This window comes from Streptomyces sp. NPDC002088 (genome assembly GCF_040296605.1).
Classification (GTDB): Bacteria; Actinomycetota; Actinomycetes; order Streptomycetales; family Streptomycetaceae; genus Streptomyces.
On record NZ_JBEOXO010000005.1, the window covers coordinates 32,352 to 52,836 of the forward strand.

Sequence of the window (20,485 nt, forward strand, 5' to 3'; positions counted from 1 at the left end):
CTTCCGGCTTGTCTTTCGCAAGGAGTCCTGCATGAACACGCCCCTGTCCCGCCGCACCGCCCTCCAGGCCGCGGGTGCCACCGTGCTCGCCGCCGGTCTGTCCGGCATGACGGCCACAGCGGCCCACGCGGACGACGACAACTCCGCACCCAAGCTGGTCACCTACCCGCGCCCGGCCGACATGCCGACCAACACCAGCTTCAAGGTGAGAGTCCGCACCGCTCCCGACGGCGAGTGGCAGACCCTCGACATCTGGCGGCCGCAACTGGAGGAGATCAACGCCACCACCGGCTCCGGCAAGGTCTACAACACGTCGATGGTGTACTTCGACTTCTGCGGCTCCGTCGAGATCGAGGTGACCTACCTCAAGGGCGGCACCACCAAGGCCCGGGTGAGACCGGACGCGCTCGGCATCACGCCCGAACTCCTCGGCGACACCCTGCGCTTCACCCTCGACGAGCCGCGTGACGTCGTCGTCCAGGTCAACGACGAGATCTTCGACTGCCTGCACGTCATCACCAACCGCGTCGACCGGCACCCGCCCGCCGAGGACGACCCGGACGTCATCTACTTCGGCCCCGGCGTGCACACCGTCACCGGCAACGTCCTCACCGTCCCCAGCGGCAAGACCGTCCATCTGGCCGGCGGCGCCGTCCTGAAGGCCCAGGTCTTCTTCAAGGACGTCGAGAAGGCCCGCCTGACCGGCCACGGCATGCTGTACGCGGGCCCCGGCGGCGTCCTGTGCGAGGGCAGCAAGAACATCCGCGTCGAGGACGTCATCATCATGAACCCCAACGGGTACGCGGGCACCTTCGGCGAGAGCGAGAACGTCCACGTCAAGAAGGCCCGCTCGTTCAGCTCCAAGGGCAACGGCGACGGCTTCGACGTCTTCTCTTCCACCGACGTCGTCTTCGACGGCTGCTTCATGCGCAACTCCGACGACTGCTTCGCGATCTACGCCCACCGCTGGGACTACTACGGCGACACCCGCGACGTCACCATCCAGAACTGCACCCTGTGGGCGGACGTCGCGCACCCGATCAACGTCGGCACGCACGGCAACACCGAGGCCCCCGAGATCATCGAGAACCTGGTCATCAAGAACCTCGACATCCTCGACCACCGCGAACCCCAGATGGGCTACCAGGGCTGCATCGCGCTCAACCCCGGCGACTCCAACCTGATCAAGAACGTCCGCATCGAGGACGTACGGATCGAGGACTTCCGCTGGGGCCAGGTGATCCACATGCGGGTCATGTACAACACGAAGTACAACACCTCGGTCGGCCGTGGCATCGAGGACGTCTACGTCAAGAACCTCAGCTACAACGGCACCCACGCCAATCCGTCGCTCTTTCTCGGCTACGACGCCGACCACGCCATCAAGAACGTCACCTTCGAGAACCTGGTGATCAACGGCACGGTCGTCGCCGACTCGATGAAGAAGCCCACCTGGTACTACACCACCGACTCCGTGCAGTGGTACTACAACGAGCACGTCCTGAACCTGAGGTTCCTCACCACCGCCGAGGCGGAGGCGGCCGCGCAGTGACCCCGATCAGCCGCCGCGGCCTGCTGAAGTCCTCCACGGCGCTGCTGCTCGCCGCGGGCACGAACTCCCTGTTCGTGCCCGCGGCCCGGGCAGCCGACGGCGCCACGGACTCCGCCTTCGCGTTCACCCACCCGGGCCTCCTGCACACGACCGCCGATCTCGCCCGTATGAAGGCCGCGATCGAGGCCGAGCAGTCCCCGGTCCATGACGGTTTCCTCGCCCTCGCGGCCCACGCCCGCTCGCAGGCGACGTACACCGTCCAGAACACCGGCCAGATCACCTCCTGGGGCCGCGGCCCCTCCAACTTCATGAACCAGGCCGTCGCAGACTCGGCCGCCGCCTACCAGAACGCCCTGATCTGGTCCGTCACCGGCGACCGCGCACACGCCGACAAGGCCCGCGACATCCTCAACGCCTGGTTGGCGTCCCTGACGATCGTCACCGGCGCCGACGGCCCGCTCGGCGCCGGCCTCCAGGGCTTCAAGTTCGCCAACGCGGCCGAACTACTGCGCCACACCGACTACGACGGCTGGGCCGACGCCGACATCACGCGCTGCGAGCGGTCCTTCCTGGACGTCTGGTATCCGGCCGTCTCCGGCTACATGCTCTACGCCAACGGCAACTGGGATCTGACAGCCATTCAGACCATCCTGGCCATCAGCGTGTTCTGTGAGGAACGCACCCTCTTCGAGGACGCCCTGCGCTACGCCGCAGCCGGTGCCGGGAACGGCAGCGTCCCGCACCGGGTGGTCAACGCGTCCGGCCAGGGCCAGGAGAGCGGCCGTGACCAGGGGCACGAGCAACTCGCCGTCGGCCTGATGGGTGACGCTGCGCAGGTCGCGTGGAATCAGGGCGTGGACCTGTTCGGTCTCGACGGCAACCGCATCCTGGCGAACGCCGAGTACGCCGCCCGCTACAACCTCGGCGGCGACGTCCCCTTCACCCCCGACCTCGACCGCACCGGCAAGTACATCAAACAGGCCGTCTCGGCGACCGGACGCGGCACCCTGCCCCCGATCTACGAGATGTACTACGCCCACTACGCCGGCGTCCGCGGTCTCGACGCCCCGTACACCAAGGCCGCCGTCTTCCGTGGCACCGGCGGCGCCCGCGTCGTCGAGGGCAGCAACGACGACCTGCCCAGCTGGGGCACCTTCGCCTACGCCGGCGCGACCCCGTCCACCCCGACCGTGCCGGCGCCTCCGGCGGGCGTGACGGCGGGCGGTGACGACACGGCCGTCACGGTGGCCTGGCTGCCGTCCGCCTGGGCGAGCGCGTACACCGTCCGACGAGCCACTCGCCCCGAGGGCCCGTACGAGGAGATCGCCTCCGGAGTCGACGAGCCGACGTACACGGACGGGGGCGTACGCCCGGGCCGGACCTACCACTACACCGTCACCGCCGCCAACTCCCTTGGCAGCAGCTCTGATTCGAGCCCGGCGACTGCCGTGGCCGGCCTGCCCGCTCCCTGGTCCACCCGGGATGTCGGGGAGGTGAGGATCCCCGGCTCCGCCGGCTTCGACGGCGAGCGCTTCGTGCTGGAGGCTTCCGGTACCGCCGACACCCACCGCCTCGCGTATGTGCCGCTGCGCGGCGACGGCACGGTCACCGCGCGGATCGTGTGGCCGCTCAGCTCCCAGTACTCCAAGATCGGTGTCACCGTCCGGGCCTCGCTCGACGCGGACGCCGCCCACGCCTCGATGCTGATCCAGGGGCTGCCTCTGCACACCTGGAGCGGGGTGTGGACGGTACGCCCGCGGACCGGGGCGCCGGTGTCGGCGACCGGCAGCACCCCCGTACCGCCGTCCCAGCAGGAGGCCATCACCAGCAGAGCCTCCTTCCCGATATCCGACCTCGGCGCGCTGCCCGAGTCGGCGACGCCCCTGGAGGCGCCGTACGTGGAGGGCGCGGGCGACGGATACCGGCTGCGGGCGCCGTACTGGGTGCGGGTGACCCGCAAGGGCCGCCGGTGTACCGGGGCCATCTCTGCGGACGGTATGCAGTGGACCGTAGTCGGTAGCGCCGAGGTCGACGGTATGTCGCACACTGCATACGCTGGCCTCGCTCTCGCCTCCTGCCTGGGCGTTGATGCCGAGTACGCCGAGACCGGCACCGGCGCCTTCGACAACGTAAGCGTCACCGCGGAGGCCGGCGACGTCTGGCGCGTGCCGCGCCCCGCCCGCACCGCCGGCGACCTGCGGGCCACGACCGGCACCGGCGCTGTGGAGCTGGCCTGGACCGACCCGGACCTCTCGGCCCGCTACACCGTCCTGCGCTCCACCCGCGCCCGCGGCCCCTACGAGACCCTCGCCACCGACGTCGGCGCGGTCGGCTTCGGCACCCGCATCCGGTACGCGGACGCCACGGGTGAGCCAGGGACGACGTACCACTACGCCGTGGCGAAGACCAACGTCGGTGGCCGTGGCCCGCGTTCGGCGACGGCGACCGCGTCGATGCCGACCGTCACCGCGCCCACCACCGCCTTCACCGTCCCCACCGCCGCCGGAGCGGCACCCCTGCCCGCCCCCTGGACCCACGGCGACCTCGGTGACGTGGTCCTCGACCAGCGTGCGCTCGGCACGCTCGGCGTGGTGGCCGTGCTCACCCCGGGCGACACGACGTACGTGGACGGGACCTTCACCGTGCGGGGCTCCGGTGTCGACCTCAATGTCAACTCCCAGGGAATGACGGGCCAGTTCGTACGACAGTCCGTCACCGGCGACGGCGAGATCACCGCCCGTCTGGTCTCCCGCAGCGGGGCCACCGCCGACCGGGTCGGGCTGCTCATGGCCAAGTCGCTGTCGCCGTTCGACCAGGCGGCCGGGGTGATCGTCACGGGCGGGAGCAGCGCCCAGCTGATGCTGCGCCCCACGGTGGCGGGCGCCTCCGCCTTCTCCGGGGCGACCCCTGTCCAACTGCCCCTGCTGCTGCGGCTGAAGCGCACCGGGACCGTCTTTGCCGCCTCCGTCTCCACCGATGACGGCGCCACCTGGAGCCTCCTCGCCCAGGGGTCGGTCCCCGGCTTCGGCGACGCCCCCTACTACGTGGGCCCGGTGGTCTGCTCCCGCAGCCCCCTCGCCCTCTGCACCTCCGAGTTCGACGACATGAGCATCACCACGACCTGATCCCCCCCACGGACGGGAGAGCTCCGCAATGAGCCGCACATCCCCCCACCTCCACCAGCATGTGAGCCGCCGCGGTCTGCTGAAGACCGCCGGCGGTCTCACCGCCGCCCTCGCCCTCGGCACGGCTTCCGCCACCGCCGCCCCGGCGACCTTCACCCACCCCGGCATGCTGCACAACTGGGGCGACATCAACCGGGCCAAGGTCAGGGTCGCGGCCAGCACCGACCCCTGGCTGTCCGGCTGGAACAAACTGACCGCCAACTCCCACGCCCAGTCCACCTGGACGCCCAACCCCCAGGCCACGATCATCCGGGGCGGCACGGGCGAGAACTACGGCATCCTCTACAACGACATCGCCGCCGCCTACCAGAACGCCCTGCGCTGGCAGGTCGGCGGCACCGAAGCCAACGCCCAGTGCGCGGCGGCCATCCTCAACGCGTGGTCGTCGACGCTCACCACGGTCACCGGCAACGCGGACCGCTTCCTCGCCGCCGGCCTCTACGGCTGGCAGTTCGCCAACGCGGCCGAGCTGATGCGCGACTACGGCGGCTTCGACCTCGCCGCCTTCCAGCAGATGATGGCCGACGTCTTCTACCCGCTCAACAACCAGTTCCTCACCGGCCACAACGACGCCTGTATCACCAACTACTGGGCCAACTGGGACCTGTGCACCCTGGCCTCCATCATGGCCATCGGGATCCTCACCGACGACGGCACCAAGTACGACCAGGCCGTCACCTATTTCAAGTCCGGCGCCGGCAACGGCTCCCTCGCGCACGCCGTGCCGTACCTCTACACCGACGCCGACGGCTACGCCCTCGGCCAGTGGCAGGAGTCCGGCCGCGACCAGGGGCACTCCGTGCTGGGCATGGGCCAGATGGGTGCGATCTGCGAGATGGCCTGGAACCAGGGCGACGACCTCTACTCGTATGACGACAAGCGGTTCATGAAGGCCGCACAGTACGTCGCCAAGTACAACCTGGGCTCCGACGTCCCGTTCACCACCTACACGTGGGGCAGCGGCCAGAACTGCGCCCAGCAGTCGCAGACCGCGATCTCCGCCGCCTCCCGCGGCCAGGTCCGTCCCGTCTGGGCGATGCTGCACTACCACTACAACCGACGCCTGTACCTGGACGACAGGTACATCTCCCAGATGTGCTTCTCGGTCGCCCCCGAGGGCGGCGGCGGGGACTACGGCTCCACCAGCGGCGGTTACGACCAGCTCGGATTCGGCACGCTGATGTACGCCAAATAGCCCCGTCGTACGCCGAACGGCCCTGAAGCGGCCTCGTGCACCGGAATACCACGCGCCGGTGTGGTGCTCTGGTCTTACCGGTGCGCGAGCACGGCGAAGGGCTGGTGGGCACATGACGGCAGGCCGGGCGGATCCCGTGGTCAGGACCCCGTACGGGGCGGTACGCGGCAGATACGAGCGGGGGATCGCGGTGTTCCGGGGTATCCCGTACGCCGCACCCCCCTTCGGCCCCCGCCGGTTCCGGCCGCCGGTGCCGCCCGAGCCCTGGGTCGGCGTGCGCGACACGGGCGTGTTCGGGCCGACAGCGCCGAAACCGCCGTACTCGGAGGCCTTCGCGCAGTATCTGTCCGACCCGGTCGTGCCGGGCGAGGACTGTCTCAACCTGAACGTGTGGACGCCGGAGCCGGGCCCGGGTGCCCGGCTGCCGGTCATGGTGTGGCTGCACGGCGGCGCGCTGACCCGCGGCTCGTCGGCCGTGCCCGTGTACGACGGGCACCCCTTCGCCCGGGACGGGGTCGTGCTCGTCTCCGTCAACTACAGACTGGGAGTGGAGGGCTACGGACTGTTTCCGGATGCCCCGCCCAACCCCGGCCTGCGTGACCAGCTCGCCGCGCTGCGGTGGGTGCACGAGTCGATCGAGGCGTTCGGCGGCGACGCCGGCCGGGTGACCCTGTTCGGGCAGTCGGCGGGCGCGATCAGCATCGGTGCGCTGATCGCCGCCCCGCAGGCGCAGGGGCTGTTCCGGCGGGCCGTGCTGCAGAGCGGGCCGCCGGAGGCCGTGGAGCGGGACAAGGTACGGCGCGTGGTGCGCCGGATGGCGACCCGGCTGAAGATTCCCGCCACCGCCGAGGCCTTCGCCGCCGTCGACCGCGCGCTGCTGCTCAGGACCCAGGCCGAGGTCGGCCGCCTCAGCAGCCCGGTCCTGGGCGGGCCCGCCTTCGGTATCGTCGTCGACGGCGACCTCGTGCCCCGAGACCCCCTGGAGGCGCTGGTCGAAGGGTCTGGTGCCCCGGGAGCCGACCTGCTCCTGGGCTGGACCCGCGACGAGTACCGGCTGTGGCTGGTGCCGGGTGGGCTGCTGGAACGCGTCGACCGGCTCGGACCGGTCGCCCTGGCGGGCGCCATGGCCCGCTGCCGCTGCGGCAGCGAGGTGGTGCGCGGCTACCGTGCCCTGCACCCCGACGCCGGCACCGCCGAGATCGTCGGCCAGATGGTCACCGACCATCTGCTGCGGATCCCGCTGCACCGGCTGGCCGACGCCCGGCCGGGATCGTCGTACGTCTACGAGTTCGCGTGGTCGTCGCAGCTGCCCGGCCTCGGCGCCTGCCACGCCCTGGAGCTCGGCTTCGTGTTCGACACCGGCGATGTCCCGGAGGCGCGCAAACTCGCCGGAGAGGGTGCCCCGACTGAGCTGGCCGACGCCATGCACGCAGCGTGGGTGCGGTTCGCCGTCCAGGGTGACCCTGGGTGGCAGGCGTGGGACGGCGCACATCCTGTGCAGATTTTCGGCGACGGCAGCCCGCATATTGCATACGGTCCGCGGGATGCCGAACGTGCCCTGTGGACGGCCGACGTCAGCCCTCCGGAATCCACACCCGCATCGCACCTTCCTCCCGGTTGGCCCACGCGTAGTACGGAACTGCGCTCAGCGGTACGGCGGCTCCGTCGCTCCGGCGGCGCTCGTCGGCACTGATCACCCGGCCGTGCCCGCGCCGATGTCACGGCCGGGACGCCTACGCCGACGTCTCGGCCGCCTCCTCGGCCGACACCCGAGGCCGCGCGGCGGGCGCCAGCCGCAGCCGGGTGCCCGTCGTCGGGTCCGCCGGGCGACGGGTGTGCCAGTCGGTGACCGCCTGGTGGGCCGCGGCGACCTCCAGCAGCCGGTCCTCCTCGTACGGCTGACCGCCGAGGATCGCGCCGACGGGCACGCCGGCGTCGTCGAACCCGATAGGGAGGGCGAGTTCGGGCAGTCCGAGGATGTCGAAGGGGACGGGGCCGGTCTGGAGGACCACGTCGCAGGTGTCGAGCACGCTGTCCAGCACTTCGCGCAGCAGGTGGTTCTTGGCCCGCTGAGCGGTGATCCACTCGTCGCCCGACAGCATGAGTCCCTGGAGCCAACTCAGCAGTGAGACTCCGAACTTGGCGGGGTCGTTGCGCAGCCAGTGCCGGAAGGGCTCGGTGCGCTCGGCGAGCCGGGCCGCGTTGAACGTGCCGGTGAGCAGCGTCCAGTCGTCCGGGTAGACGACGTCGACGAGTGTCACGCCCGGGATCGCGTCGAGTCGGTCGAGGAACGCGCCCCGCACTTCCTTCTGGGCGGACAGGAAATCGGCGGGCACGCCGATCTTCGTGGCCCGCCGCAGGCGGACCGCGCCGCCGCGGGCGACGACGGGGGTGGCCGCCCTGATCAGGTCCGGCACGGCCGGAAGCCCCAGCGTGCGTGGATCGTTCGCGTCCGGTCCGGCCATGACCTGGAGCATGATCGCCGCGTCCAGGGCGTCGCGGGCCAGCGGCCCCGAGTGGTCACGCGTGAACGACAGCGGGATGACACCGTGCACCGACACCCGGCCCATCGTCGGCTTCAGGCCGGTCAGATTCTGCTGGTTGGACGGCAGCACGATCGAACCGCCGGTCTGCGTCCCGATCGACGAGGAGGCGAGCCGCGCGGCCACAGCGCAGGCCGGGCCGGTCGAGGAACCGCCCGGATCGACCGACGGGTCGTCGGGCGTCCAGGCGTTGACCGTGGTCACCGTGCCGTTCGGCGTCGTGGCGCGGGTGGTGGCCAGCGGGCCCATCTGCCCCTTCCCGAGCAGGATTCCGCCGGCCGCCTTCAGTCGCGCCACGGCGGTGGCGTCCTCCTCAGGGACGAAGTCCGCGAAGATGTACGAGTTGCACCGAGTGGGCACGCCCCGCGTGAAGTAGTTGTCCTTGATGCACAGGGGGATGCCGCGCAGCGGGCCGCCGCCCGATCCCCGGTCGGCCTGGTCCGCCTTGCGGGCGGCCTGCAGCGCCGCGTCCGCGGTGACCTCCGCGTACGCCTGGTAGGTGGAGTCGAGGCGCTCGATGCGGTCCAAGTACGCCTGGGTGAGCCCGGTCGACGTCAGCTTTCCGCGCCGCATCAGGACCGCGGCCTCGGCGAGGGTGGCCTCGGAGGGGTCGTCCAGGGCCGCCTGCCGTACATCGATGTCGGGGACGCGTATGGACGGGACGCCCGCGGCGGGGGCTGCCGGTGCCGCGGCAGCCGTCCCCAGCGAGACCCCGCTCGACGCCAACGCCGCCGAACTCGCCAGAAACACTCGTCGGTTGAGGGACCTGCTCATCACGCGCCCGCCTTCCCGGTCCACGCCTCGGTGATCGACGGGTACAGCAGCGGGGGAGAGGCCTGCTGTGCGGACGCGGGGCTGTCGGCGGCCGGTGTCCAGCCGGCTATCGCCCCCGGCGTGGACGCCACGAACGACCGGAGAGAGGCGAGGACTTGGGCCCGCGTCGGAACTCCTGTCGCGGGATCGGCCTGCTCCGGCAGCAGGGAGAGGTCGAACCCGGCGAGCGCGAGCCGGGTCCGTACGTACGCGTCAAGCTGGTCCTGAGTGGGCGGCTCGGTCACAACGGCCTCCATGATCGGCGACGGGTACGGGGACTTCATCACCGGTCGATGAAGTCCTCATTGACCCCGTGCTTCACCGGAGTTACGGCGCGAGTGCCCCGCTAGCGAACAGGATTCAGCGTCCCCGCGATCGACGCGATCGCCTCGGGGCCCACCCGGCAGCAGCCGCCGATCAGCCGCGCCCCGGCCTCCCGCCAGCCCTCCACCTGTTCGGAGGCGAAGGAGGAGCGGCCCGTCCAGGCGCGTGCCTCGGCGTCCCAGACCTCGCCGCTGTTGGGGTAGACCACGACCGGCTTGCCGGTGACGCGCGCCGCCGCCTCGACGGCCGCGTCCGCGTCCTCGGGGGCGCAGCAGTTCACGCCGACCGCGATGACCTCGTCCGCGTCGGCGGCCAGGGCGAAGGCCTCCTCCAGCGGCTGCCCGGCGCGCGTGCGGTCGCCGGCGACGGTGTACGACAGCCAGGCCGGCACCCCGAGCCCGCGCACCGCCCGCAGCAGCGCCCGGGCCTCGTCGGCGTCGGGGACCGTCTCCAGGGCGAGGACGTCGGGACCGGCGGCGGCCAGCACCTCCAGGCGGGGGCGGTGGAAGCGCTCCAGTTCGTCGACGCTCAGGCCGTAGCGGCCCCGGTACTCGGAGCCGTCCGCCAGCATCGCCCCGTACGGACCGACCGACGCGGCCACCCACAGCGGACGCGTCGCGCTCTTGGCGTGGGCCTGCCGTGCTGCCTCGCGGGCCAGCTCCACGCTCAGCCCGAGCAGCCGGGCCGCCTCCTCGCGGCCGATACCGCGCTTGGCGAAGCCCTCGAAGGTGGCCTGGTAGCTGGACGTGATGGCCACGTCCGCACCGGCCTCGAAGTAGGCGAGGTGCGCCTCGGTGATCGCCTCGGGCCGCTCGGCGAGCAGCCGCGCCGACCACAGGTCGTCGCCGAGGTCGTGTCCGGCGGACTCCAGCTGGTTGGACATGCCGCCGTCGAGGACGACGGTGCGGGCGGCGAGGGCCTCGGCGAGGGCTTCGCAGGCGGGGGTTTCGGGGTCGGGGGCAGGGGTGTCGCTGGTCATGTCACGACACTAAGCGCTCCGCTGGAAGCGCGATGACGAACCCGCGGGCCGGTGGGGGCCGGTCGCGCCCACGCGGCGGAGCCGCATATCGACATAGCCCCGCGCCCCTTACGGGGCGCGATACCGCACCGGACTCGCGGGCTGGGCCGCCGAGGCGCGTGCGCTGGCGCCTCAGCTGGGGTTTCCGGAGGCACCGACCGGCCGCTGACGGGCAGTCAAGTCCGCTGTGCGGCATGGCGGCCGCCCCCGCGCCGTCCGCCACGGCGGGTGCGCCGGGCCGCCGGGACCAGCAGCCCGCCCAGCAGTCCGAGCCCGAGCGCGTACGGCCACCAGCCGAACCGTGTGTCCTCGGCGGCGCCCGCGCTGCGGGTGTCGGCCGGTACCGCCCCGGACGAGGCCTTGCCGCCGGGTGCGGTCGCCGACGGGCTCGCGGTGGAGGCGGTCAGGACGACGTCGTTGCCGTCGCCGCCCCGGTAGCTGATCCGGTACGTGGTGTCGGCGAGCTTCAGCTCGGCCCCTTCGCGCAGTCCGGTGAAGGTGCCGGTGTTCTTCGACCGGCCCGTGTGGTCGACGACGGTGATCTCGGCCGCGGGATCGGTGCCGGCGGCGGACAGATCGAGGTCCCCGGCCAGCCGGACCGCGTCGGTCACCTTCAACGGTTTGTCCCGCAGGATCAGTTTGCCCTTCGTGCTCTGTGTGTAGCTCCCGGTCACCGTGAGGCCGCCCGTCACCACGCCGTCGTTCGTGACAGCCCCCTGCACCGTGCCCTTGCCGGTGAGCGTGGTCGCCACCCGCAGCCCCGTCGTGCCCGGGTCGAGCCGCGCCCCCGCCGTCGTGAGCCGGATCGTCCTGCTGTGTGCGAGAGTCGCCCCCGATCGCAGCGCGAGGGTGCCCTTGGCGATGGTCGTCGACCCCGTGTACGTCACCGCGCCGCCCGTCAGCGTCGTCCTGGCGGCGCCGGACTGCACCAGGGACCCCTTGCCGCCGAAGTGTGACAGTTTCACGGAAGTTGTAACGTTCTGGACGACGAGGGTCCCGTCGTCCACGATCCGGCGCCGCTCCGTCCCTGTCAGCAGCGACCCGTCACCGCCCTTCTCGCCGGAACCGAGCCGCAGCACCGCCGCCTTCTCCACGGTCGTCGAGCCGTCGTAGTACTGCTGCGCCGCGAACGTCACGTCGTTGCCCCGGGTCCCCGCGACGACGACGTCCCCGGCACCGGGCGCGCCCAGCGTGTCGTGGTACCTGCCGCCGCCGATCGGTGCGCCCAGCGTCACCGGCCCGTTGTAGTCGAACGTCAGCAGTGACCGCCGTCCGCTCGCCTCGTGCAGGTTGACGTAGACGGTGTCCTTGGTCCCCGGCATGAAGATCCGATGCGTGGTCCCGTCCCCCCACTGCATGTCGGCGCCCTCGATGTTGGTGCCGCGCTTGTTCGACTGGTGTGCGACGGCATGCCAGTTGAGGTCCGGATCGCTGAGTGAAGGATGCGTGTCGCCGCCCTGGTCGCTGTAGCTGTACTGCCCCGTGAGTACGACCTTGCTGCCGGGACGCGTATGGACGTTGACGTCACTGCCGTACTCGCGCTGGTAGAAGTCCTGCCGGAGCGTGATCGTCTGGTACAGCGGGGTGTCGATGATCCAGGAGCCCTGGTTGAGGATCGCGCGGGCGTTGGGCAGCGCCACCGGGTACTCGGGACGGCCGGCCGCCATCCCCGTGCCGTTGTCGATGACCCCGGAGAAGGGGTGGGTGCCGGCCAGGTCGAGGGTGCCCCACATGGTGCGCGGCTGCGTGACCAGGCCCGAGCCGCTGATGGTGCCGATGTTGAAGGTGCGGGTCAGGGACAGCCGTAGCGTGCCGTCGACCCGGATGTTGAGCTGGTTCAGCCGATAGCCGGGCGTGCTGTAGGGGAAGTGGCCGATCAGCCCGGTCCCGCCGCCCGTGCCGTACTGCAGGGTCGCGCCGCGTTCCACGGTGATCGCCGGCGGGTCGGGGTCGGCCACGGTGGTGTACGGGTGGTTGCCGCCCCGCGTCGTCACCTTCTGCCGCTGCCGCGAGGCGGGCAGCGTGAAGTCGCTGTCCTTGGTGAGGACCAGCGTCCCGCCGCCGCGCACGGTGAGCGTGCCCTGCCCGCGGAACACCCCGTCGTACGTCGTCGTCCCGGCCGGCGGGGTGACCACCGCGTCCCCGCCGAGCGTCACATCCCGGCCCGCGAGGACGTCCGCGGTGACGTCCCGGGCTTCGGCGGCGACCGCGGGGGGCGTAGTGGTGAGGAGGGCGGCGACCGCCGCGAGGGCGCCTACGGTCGCTGCTGTTCTGTGGGTATGGCTGCGCACGTCATCGGAGACGGGCGGGGCGGCGGCCGATAACAGAAACTTGACCGCGGCCTCGCCGCACCTGAGATGTTCCGGTCCCGGCAAACCCCGTCACACGTCGAACGCCGTGTCCCGTGCCACCTTCTCCCACGTGGCGATCTCCGCCCGCTGCCGGTCGAGGTGGCCGACCACGGCATCCAGCCCGTCGTCGCCGAGCGGCAGCCGCAGCGGGGTGTTCTCGGCGTCGAGGGCGGTGAGGATCGCCGCGACACCCTTGGCCGGGTCACCGGGATGGCCGTCGTCACCGGCGGCGACCATCTGTCGCGTGGGACCGACCGTGTCCGCGTAGTCGGCGATCTCCTCGCTGGCGGTGGTGCCGCGCATCAGGTTGGTGCGGAAGGCGCCCGGCTCCACGACCAGCACTTTGATGCCGAGCGGGCCGACCTCGGCGGCCAGCGCTTCCGAGAAGCCTTCGACCGCGAACTTCGTACCGCTGTACGCGGAGAACCCGGGGAACGACATCTGCCCGCCCATGCTGCTCATCTGCACGATCGCCCCCGAACGACGGCGCCGCATGTGCGGCAGTACGGCCCGCACCAGCGAGGCCGGTCCGAAGAAGTGCAGGTCGAAGAGCGACCGCAGTTCGGCGTCCGTGGTCTCCTCGGCGGAACCGACATGGCCACGGCCCGCGTTGTTGACCAGGAGGTCGATCCGCCCGTGCCGCTCCACCACATCGGCCACGACGGCGGTGATGGCCGCCGGATCCGTGACGTCGAGGGCGAGTGCCTCGACCTGGTCGGGGTGAGCCGCCGTCAGATCGGCCAGTGCCTCGGGCCTGCGGGCGGTGGCGACCACGACATCGCCGGCCGCTACGGCCGCCTCGGTGAACGCCCGTCCGAAACCGCTGTTCGCACCTGTGACCAGCCAAACCTTGCTCATGTCAAGCTCCTTCGTGGATCTCCGGTTGGATCTTTGGCGGATCTCCCGCTGTCGATGGGAAGAGCCTCGCGGGAAACCCGGTCGCCCGTCCAAGACCCGCCGTGATAGCCAACGGTTATGGCGATGGACGTGCATGGACGGGACCTGCGGTACTTCGTTTCGGTCGCGGAGGAGCTGCACTTCACCCGTGCCGCCGAGCGCCTCTTCGTCTCGCAGCCCGCGCTGAGCAAGCAAATTCGCCTGCTGGAACGGAAGTTGGGGGCAGACCTGTTCGAGCGAGACCGGCAGGGAGTGCGGCTGACCGCGGTGGGCTCGGCCCTCCTGCCGTACGCGCGCCGGGTACTCGCCGACTGGGACGCCGCGGCCGACGCCGTGGAGCGCGCCAAGACCGAGCAGCAGGCCACCCTCGTCGTCGGAATGAGCACGAGCCCGGGTCGCGGCGGCCTGCTCCCCGCCATCAGGTCCCGGTTCAGTGAGACGCATCCGGCGGCCAAGGTCCGGCTGCGGCAGGTGAGTTGGACGGACTCCAGTGTCGGACTCGCGGACGGCTCGGTGGACGCCGCGTTCGTCTGGCTGCCGGTGCCGGACGCGGAGCGCTACGAGTGGGTGGTGGTGGCCGAGGAGCCCCGCCACGTCGCCCTTCCGGACACGCATCGTCTCGCGGGCCGCCCGGAGATCGACTTCTCGGACCTCCTCGACGAACCGTTCATCGCCATCCCCGAATCCGCCGGAGTGCTGCGCGACTACTGGCTCGCCCTCGACGGCCGCGCAGGCCGCCCCGCCCGCATCGGCGCGGAGGCCGCGAGTGCCGACGAGACGTACGAGGCCCTCGTGGACGGCCGCGGGGTCGTCCTGCTCGCCGCGGGCAACGCGCCGCTGCTCACCCGCGGCGGTGTCGTCACCCGGCCCGTGCGCGGCGTCTCGGCGAGCCGGCTCGCGCTCGCCTGGCGGGCCGGCGAGCGGCGCCCGCTGGTGCGGGCCTATGCGGAGGCGTGCCGACGGGCGACGGGCCGAGACCTCGACTGAACGGCTCGCTCCGCTGAGCGTGTCCGTCTCGTCCGACCCGTTGACCTCCCCGGAGCACACCCTTACCTTTTCGGCGTTCGGAATGACAAATGCTGTTCGCCATATCGAACAGCCTCGTGTGTCCCCCACCGAGAGGCAGTCCGCATGAGCCGCGATCACGATCTGCCCCAAGTCCCCAACCGACGACTGCTGCTGAAGGGCGCCGCAGCCGCCGGCGCCCTGGCCGCGGTCCCCGCAGTCCCGGGTGTCGCCCACGCCGAGGCGCCCGCCACGCCCCCGAAGGCGGCCCCGTACGTGAACCCCCTCGTCGCCCAGCGCGCCGACCCGCACATCCACCGCCACAGCGACGGCCATTACTACTTCACGGCCACCGTGCCCGAGTACGACCGCATCATCCTGCGCCGCTCCCGCACCCTGAACGGCCTCACCACCGCCTCCGAGTCCGTCATCTGGCGGGCCCACACCACCGGCAGCATGGGCGCGCACATCTGGGCGCCGGAGCTGCACCGCATCGGCGGCAAGTGGTACGTCTACTTCGCCTCCGCGCCCGTCGAGGACGTGTGGGCGATTCGCATCTGGGTCCTGGAGAACTCCCACCCCGACCCCTTCAAGGGCACCTGGGTGGAGAAGGGACAGATCAAGACCGCCTGGGAGACCTTCTCCCTCGACGCCACCACCTTCACCCACCGGGGCACCCGCTACCTCGTCTGGGCCCAGCACGAGCCCGGCATGGACAACAACACCGCGCTCTGGCTTTCCGAGATGGCCAACCCCTGGACCCTGACCGGACCGCAGATCCGGCTGTCCACCCCCGAGTACGACTGGGAGACCATCGGCTACAAGGTCAACGAGGGCCCGTACGTCCTCAAGCGCAACGGCCGGATCTTCCTCACCTACTCCGCCAGCGCCACCGACTACCACTACTGCGTCGGCTTGCTGACCGCCGACGCAGCCGGCGACCTCATGGACCCGGCGAACTGGACCAAGTCCCCGACCCCCGTCTTCACCAGCAACGACACGACCGGCCAGTACGGGCCCGGCCACAACTGCTTCACCGTCGCCGAGGACGGCCGCACCGACGTCCTCGTCTACCACGCCCGCCAGTACAAGGAGATCACCGGCGACCCGCTGCACGACCCCAACCGCCACACCCGTGTCCAGAAGTTCGGCTGGCACCCGGACGGCACCCCCGACTTCGGCGTTCCCGTCGCCGACACCGTGAAGGAGAGTGCGTGAGATGAGACGTGTCTACGCCGTCCTGCTCGCCCTGTGCTGCGCCCTCGCCGGCGCCCTCGTGACCGCCGGACCCGCCCAGGCGGCGGCCCAGACGGTCGCCAACGGCACGCAGTTCACGGACACTTCGGGCGCCGCCCTGCACGCGCACGGCGGCGGGGTCATCAAGGTCGGCTCGTACTACTACTGGTTCGGTGAGGACCGCAACGCCGACAACACCTTCCGGTATGTGGACGCCTACCGCTCCAGCGACCTGAAGAACTGGGAGTTCCGCAGCCACGTCCTCACCCAGTCCAGCGCTTCCGAACTCGCCACCGCCTACATCGAGCGGCCCAAGGTCATCTACAACGCGTCCACCGGCAAGTTCGTGATGTGGATGCACAAGGAGAACGGCACCGACTACAGCGAGGCCCGCGCGGCCGTCGCCGTCTCGGACACCGTCGACGGGACCTACACCTACCAGGGCAGCTTCCGCCCGCTCGGCTCCTACATGTCCCGAGACATCACCACGTTCGTCGACGCGGACGGCACCGGCTACATGGTCTCGGCCGCCAACGAGAACTACGACCTGCACATCTACAAGCTCACCGCCGACTACACCGGCATCGACAGCCTGGTCGCCAACCCCTGGGCGGGCGGCCATCGCGAGGCACCGGCCCTGTTCAAGCGCAACGGGGTCTACTTCATGCTGACGTCGGGCGCCACCGGCTGGAGCGCCAACCAGCAGCAGTACGCCACCGCGACCTCCCTCGCCGGCCCCTGGACCGCGATGGCCAACGTCGGCGACTCGACGGCGTACGGCTCGCAGACCGCGTACGTCCTCCCGATCCAGGGGACTTCGGGCACGTCGTACCTCTACATGGGCGACCGCTGGGGCAACTCCTTCGGCGGCACCGTCAACGACTCCCGCTACGTCTGGCTGCCGCTGACCTTCCCGACCACGACCTCGCTGTCCATGTCCTGGTCCCCGGAGGTCACGGTCGACACGGCCGCCGGGACGGTCACCGGCACGAGCGCCACGTACAACACGCTGATCGCCCGGCACAGCGCCAAGTGCGCCGACGTGGCGAACCAGTCCCTCTGGCAAGGTGTCGCCATCAGCCAGTACACCTGCAACAGCGGCGGCAACCAGAAGTGGTGGTTCAAGGACCTGGGCAGCGGCTACTACGCGCTGGTGGGCCGGGGCAGCTCCCTCTGCCTGACGGAGAACGCCACCAACGTCACCCAGGAGAACTGCACCGGCGCCACCACCCAGCAGTGGTCGCTGACCGCCTCCGGCAGTTACGTCCTCGTCAAGGCCCGCACGACCGGCGAATGCCTGGACGTGTCCGGCGCGTCCACCGCCAACTCCGCCGCGATCATCACGTACACCTGCAACGGAGCCACCAACCAGCAGTGGACACGCGGAACATGACAGCTAATCAGGCCAGCAGGTCGAGCGCGTCGATCGACGTGCCCGCGCTGAGATAGGACGTCGTCCCCGAGCCGCTCACCACGTCGATCTTCAGCACGTTGTACTGGCTGGTGTCCGTGAGCCAGGCACTGGCCGGAACGCTGTAGGTGAACGTGACGTTGTTGCCCCGGTACGAGCCCACGGTCAGCGACCGGGTGCTCGGCTGGGTGGGCGGGGAGGGGATCGCCGATGTCCAGGAGTTGACGGTGACCTGGGGCCGGCCGTTGGCGTACGCCGTCGTCACGCCGATGCGCAGGGTGTGCGCGGCGGCGGCCTGGGCCGCGGTCAGCTTGAAGTAGACCAGCAGGCCGCTGTTGACGTCCTTCCAGATGTAGCAGGGGAAGGCGGACGTCTCGCTGCCGCTGCCGATCACCACGTTGCCGGTCCAGGAAGCGGCCCGGGGGTCGGACGGATGCGCGTACGTCATCAGGTCGGCGTTCTTGAAGCCGCTCGGGCTGCCGTTCCAGTCACCGATCCGCCAGATCGCGCTCGCGTTGCTCGGGTCGTTCGAGGACGGGACCGTGATCGTGTTGAGGGCGGTCGTGCCGCCCGCGGTCACCGTCACCGACGTGGTGTAAACGGCGAGTTCGCCCTTGAAGACGGTCAGGGTGTACGTCCCCGGCAGCACACCGCCGATGGAGAACCAGCCGTCGGAGTCACGGGCCGAACCCCAGTACTGCGCCGCGGAGTTGGCGAGCCCCACCGTGTACGCGTACGCCGTGTCCCGCCCCGAGATCCCGACGCCCGCGACCCTCCCCCGGCCGCTCGCGCCGACGTACCCGGAGATGCCGAGCGAGTCCGCCCACGAGGTGGTCAGGGTGCCGGGGTACAGCGACGAGGAGGGGGCGCCGCCGTCCGTGAAGGCGATGACGTACGGGCCCTGGAGGCCGAAGCGCTGGTCCTCGGTCTGGTTCTCGCCGTAGTACAGGATCTCGTACAGGCCGCCGCCGTCCGCGCTCTGGTGGCGCAGCAGGGAGCGGTAGAACGGGCCGCCGGACGCCTTCTCGTGGTTGCTGCGCACGATCCACAGGCCGACGCTGCCGGTGGTCCAGCCGATGTAGTCGTAGTCGATGACCCTCAGCTTCGAGTAGTGCTTGGAGCGGGTCTGGCCGTCGGACTTCGCGAACACGTCCGAGGCCTCGATGGTGGTGGGCGCGTACGTGTAGGAGTCGGGCTCGTCGTTGAGGAACAGGCCCGCCTTGACGCGCACGATGTAACGGGTTGCCGAGACCGACGTGTCGGCCTTGTTGGTCCACAGGTAGACGTTGTTCTCGCCGCTGCGGGCCGCGTAGTAGTGCTTGAGCGTGACGTACGTGACGGAGATCAGGATCGTCGTACCGGACTGCGTGATTGTTACGCTGGAGGTGCCCAGGCCGGACTCGACGTGCGAGTTTTTGCCGCCGTAGCCCTGGTACTCGGTGCCGCGGTAGACGAGCGAGGTCAGGTCGCCGTTGGTCTTGCTGACCTTGAAGACGAGGTTGGCGCCGGTGTTGACGACGTAGTTGGAGCCGTCGTCGCTCCAGCCGAAGCTTGCCGCCGATGCGGTGGTGGCCAGGGGACCGGCGAGGGCGGCCGAACCGGCGGCGGCCGCGGTGCCGAGCACGAAGGTACGGCGTCGGACCGGTCTGTTCACGGATCCGGACATGGGGGGGCCTCCTTCGGGAGGTGTGGGGGGGTGCGGGTGTCTGTGAGAGTGACAGTTGAATCGATTTCGCGAAAGGGCTTTCACGCGCTCCGAGTTGGCAATCTCGTGAAATCGACACAAGGACTAGAAAGCGCTTGCCGAGAGCGGTACGGTCCAGCCGCCAGGCCTTGTCGCCGTGACGGAGGAGCCGCAAGTGAGACGTTTCAATATCGCCGTGTTGGCGGCGCTGACGCTGACCGCCACCCTGTCCGTCGCGCCCGCCCAGGCGCAGGACGGGCAGCGGCCGCTCGGCATCGACGACTGCACGGCCACCGCGTGCCACTTCGACGTCCCGCCCGGCACGTACGACGTGCAGGTGCTCCTCGGCGGCGACGCGGAGTCGAGCACGAGCATCAACGGCGAGACCCGCCGCTCCCTCCTGCCGGAGACCGCCGCGGCTGCCGGCGAGCACGTCGCCCGCAGCTTCACGGTGAACGTCCGCACGCCGGAGGGCGAGCCGACGGGGGTCGAGGGGACTCCCGGCCTGGACCTGGCGATCGGCGGCGCGGCGCCCGCGCTGGCCGACATCAGGGTCACCCCGGCCACCCACGCCCGCCAGATCTTCCTGGTCGGCGACTCCACCGTCTGCGACCAGCCCGGCGACCCCTACTCCGGCTGGGGCCAGCAGCTCCCGCAGTACCTGCGCAAGGGCGTCTCCGTCGCCAACTACGCGGACTCGGGGGAGAGCACGGTCACCTACCTCCAGAACCCGCAGCTCTGGGCCACCGTCCAGCCGCTGATCCGCCCCGGCGACCTGGTCCTGATCCAGCTCGCCCACAACGACAAGACGACCGACGAGTCGACCTACCGGGCCAACCTGGAGACACTGGTGGCGGGCGTCCGGGAGAAGGGCGGGCAGCCGGTCCTCGTCACGCCCATCGTGCGGCGCTGGTTCAACTCCGACGGCACGCTGAACAACGACACGGCCCTGCTGGTCAACGGCCTCGGCGTCAACCACCCCGCCGTCATCCGCGAGGTCGCCGCCGCCGAGGACGTCCCGCTGATCGACCTCACGGCGAAGACGAAGGCGCTGGTGGAGTCCCTGGGCGTCGAGGGCTCCAAGGCGATTTATCTCTACAACGAGAAACGGGACAACACCCACACCTCCGCGCACGGCGCCACGGTGTACGCGGGCCTGGTCCGCGACGAACTCGTCGCCCAGCATCTGGTGCCGAAGGGCAAAGTCCGGATGGGATGAGCAACCGGTGAAACTCCTGGGGCGTCTCGACCGGAACCGGGGCGCCCCAGGC

14 protein-coding genes and 1 pseudogene are annotated in these 20,485 nt (G+C 70.6%); 8 read left to right on the forward strand and 7 right to left on the reverse strand.

All coding sequences use genetic code 11. The features are described from left to right. Positions 1-31 precede the first annotated feature (31 nt). From ABT114_RS12270 to ABT114_RS12285, 4 genes and pseudogenes are all read left to right on the forward strand, one after another. On the forward strand, positions 32-1,552 hold the full coding sequence (locus ABT114_RS12270) for a glycosyl hydrolase family 28 protein (protein WP_351141452.1): 1,521 nt from the start codon (positions 32-34) through the stop codon (positions 1,550-1,552). Further along, positions 1,549-4,677, forward strand: a complete 3,129-nt coding sequence (locus ABT114_RS12275) for an alginate lyase family protein (RefSeq protein WP_351141454.1) — start codon at positions 1,549-1,551, stop codon at positions 4,675-4,677. The genes ABT114_RS12270 and ABT114_RS12275 overlap by 4 nt, the downstream gene beginning before the upstream one ends. Before the next feature lie 28 nt (positions 4,678-4,705). Then, positions 4,706-5,932 carry an alginate lyase family protein gene (locus ABT114_RS12280; RefSeq protein WP_351141456.1) on the forward strand — a complete coding sequence of 409 codons (1,227 nt, stop codon included), beginning with the start codon at positions 4,706-4,708 and terminating at the stop codon, positions 5,930-5,932. 112 nt (positions 5,933-6,044) lie between these two features. Then, a pseudogene (locus ABT114_RS12285) lies at positions 6,045-7,343 on the forward strand (carboxylesterase/lipase family protein); the annotation flags it as partial. Between the two features lie 163 nt (positions 7,344-7,506). Here ABT114_RS12285 and ABT114_RS12290 read toward each other — a convergent pair. The 6 genes from ABT114_RS12290 to ABT114_RS12315 form a co-directional block, all read right to left on the reverse strand. Then, entirely contained in the window at positions 7,507-7,629 is a 123-nt protein-coding gene (locus ABT114_RS12290; RefSeq protein ID WP_351141458.1) for a hypothetical protein, read from the reverse strand. Between the two features lie 36 nt (positions 7,630-7,665). Beyond that, positions 7,666-9,249: an amidase gene (locus tag ABT114_RS12295; protein WP_351141460.1), complete on the reverse strand. Its 1,584-nt coding sequence runs from the start codon at positions 9,247-9,249 to the stop codon at positions 7,666-7,668. After that, positions 9,249-9,572, reverse strand: coding sequence for a hypothetical protein (locus tag ABT114_RS12300; protein ID WP_351141462.1), 324 nt, complete (start codon positions 9,570-9,572; stop codon positions 9,249-9,251). The genes ABT114_RS12295 and ABT114_RS12300 overlap by 1 nt, the downstream gene beginning before the upstream one ends. A 62-nt stretch (positions 9,573-9,634) precedes the next feature. Continuing rightward, positions 9,635-10,591 carry a homocysteine S-methyltransferase gene (gene mmuM / locus ABT114_RS12305; RefSeq protein ID WP_351141464.1) on the reverse strand — a complete coding sequence of 319 codons (957 nt, stop codon included), beginning with the start codon at positions 10,589-10,591 and terminating at the stop codon, positions 9,635-9,637. Between the two features lie 215 nt (positions 10,592-10,806). Further along, positions 10,807-12,921, reverse strand: a complete 2,115-nt coding sequence (locus tag ABT114_RS12310) for an autotransporter (RefSeq protein ID WP_351141466.1) — start codon at positions 12,919-12,921, stop codon at positions 10,807-10,809. A 90-nt stretch (positions 12,922-13,011) separates the two neighbouring features. Further along, positions 13,012-13,839 (reverse strand): oxidoreductase, encoded by an 828-nt coding sequence (locus tag ABT114_RS12315; protein WP_351141468.1) that lies wholly within the window; start codon positions 13,837-13,839, stop codon positions 13,012-13,014. Positions 13,840-13,956: 117 nt separating this feature from the next. Between ABT114_RS12315 and ABT114_RS12320 the strand changes: the two genes are divergently transcribed. The 3 genes from ABT114_RS12320 (at position 13,957) to ABT114_RS12330 (ending at position 17,512) form a co-directional block, all read left to right on the forward strand. Further along, positions 13,957-14,865, forward strand: a complete 909-nt coding sequence (locus ABT114_RS12320) for a LysR family transcriptional regulator (protein ID WP_351141471.1) — start codon at positions 13,957-13,959, stop codon at positions 14,863-14,865. Positions 14,866-15,009: 144 nt separating this feature from the next. Next, positions 15,010-16,101, forward strand: a complete 1,092-nt coding sequence (locus tag ABT114_RS12325) for a glycoside hydrolase family 43 protein (protein WP_351141473.1) — start codon at positions 15,010-15,012, stop codon at positions 16,099-16,101. Between the two features lies 1 nt (position 16,102). Beyond that, the gene (locus ABT114_RS12330; protein ID WP_351141475.1) at positions 16,103-17,512 is read left to right on the forward strand and encodes an RICIN domain-containing protein; all 1,410 of its coding nucleotides are present in this window, start codon (positions 16,103-16,105) and stop codon (positions 17,510-17,512) included. 7 nt (positions 17,513-17,519) lie between these two features. Here ABT114_RS12330 and ABT114_RS12335 read toward each other — a convergent pair whose 3' ends face one another. Beyond that, positions 17,520-19,196, reverse strand: a complete 1,677-nt coding sequence (locus ABT114_RS12335; RefSeq protein ID WP_351141477.1) for a rhamnogalacturonan lyase B N-terminal domain-containing protein — start codon at positions 19,194-19,196, stop codon at positions 17,520-17,522. 193 nt (positions 19,197-19,389) lie between these two features. Here ABT114_RS12335 and ABT114_RS12340 point away from each other — a divergent pair, with 193 nt between their 5' ends. Then, a complete protein-coding gene (locus ABT114_RS12340) occupies positions 19,390-20,433 on the forward strand; it encodes a rhamnogalacturonan acetylesterase (RefSeq protein WP_351141479.1) in 1,044 nt (347 codons plus the stop codon). The last annotated feature ends 52 nt before the right edge of the window (positions 20,434-20,485 follow it).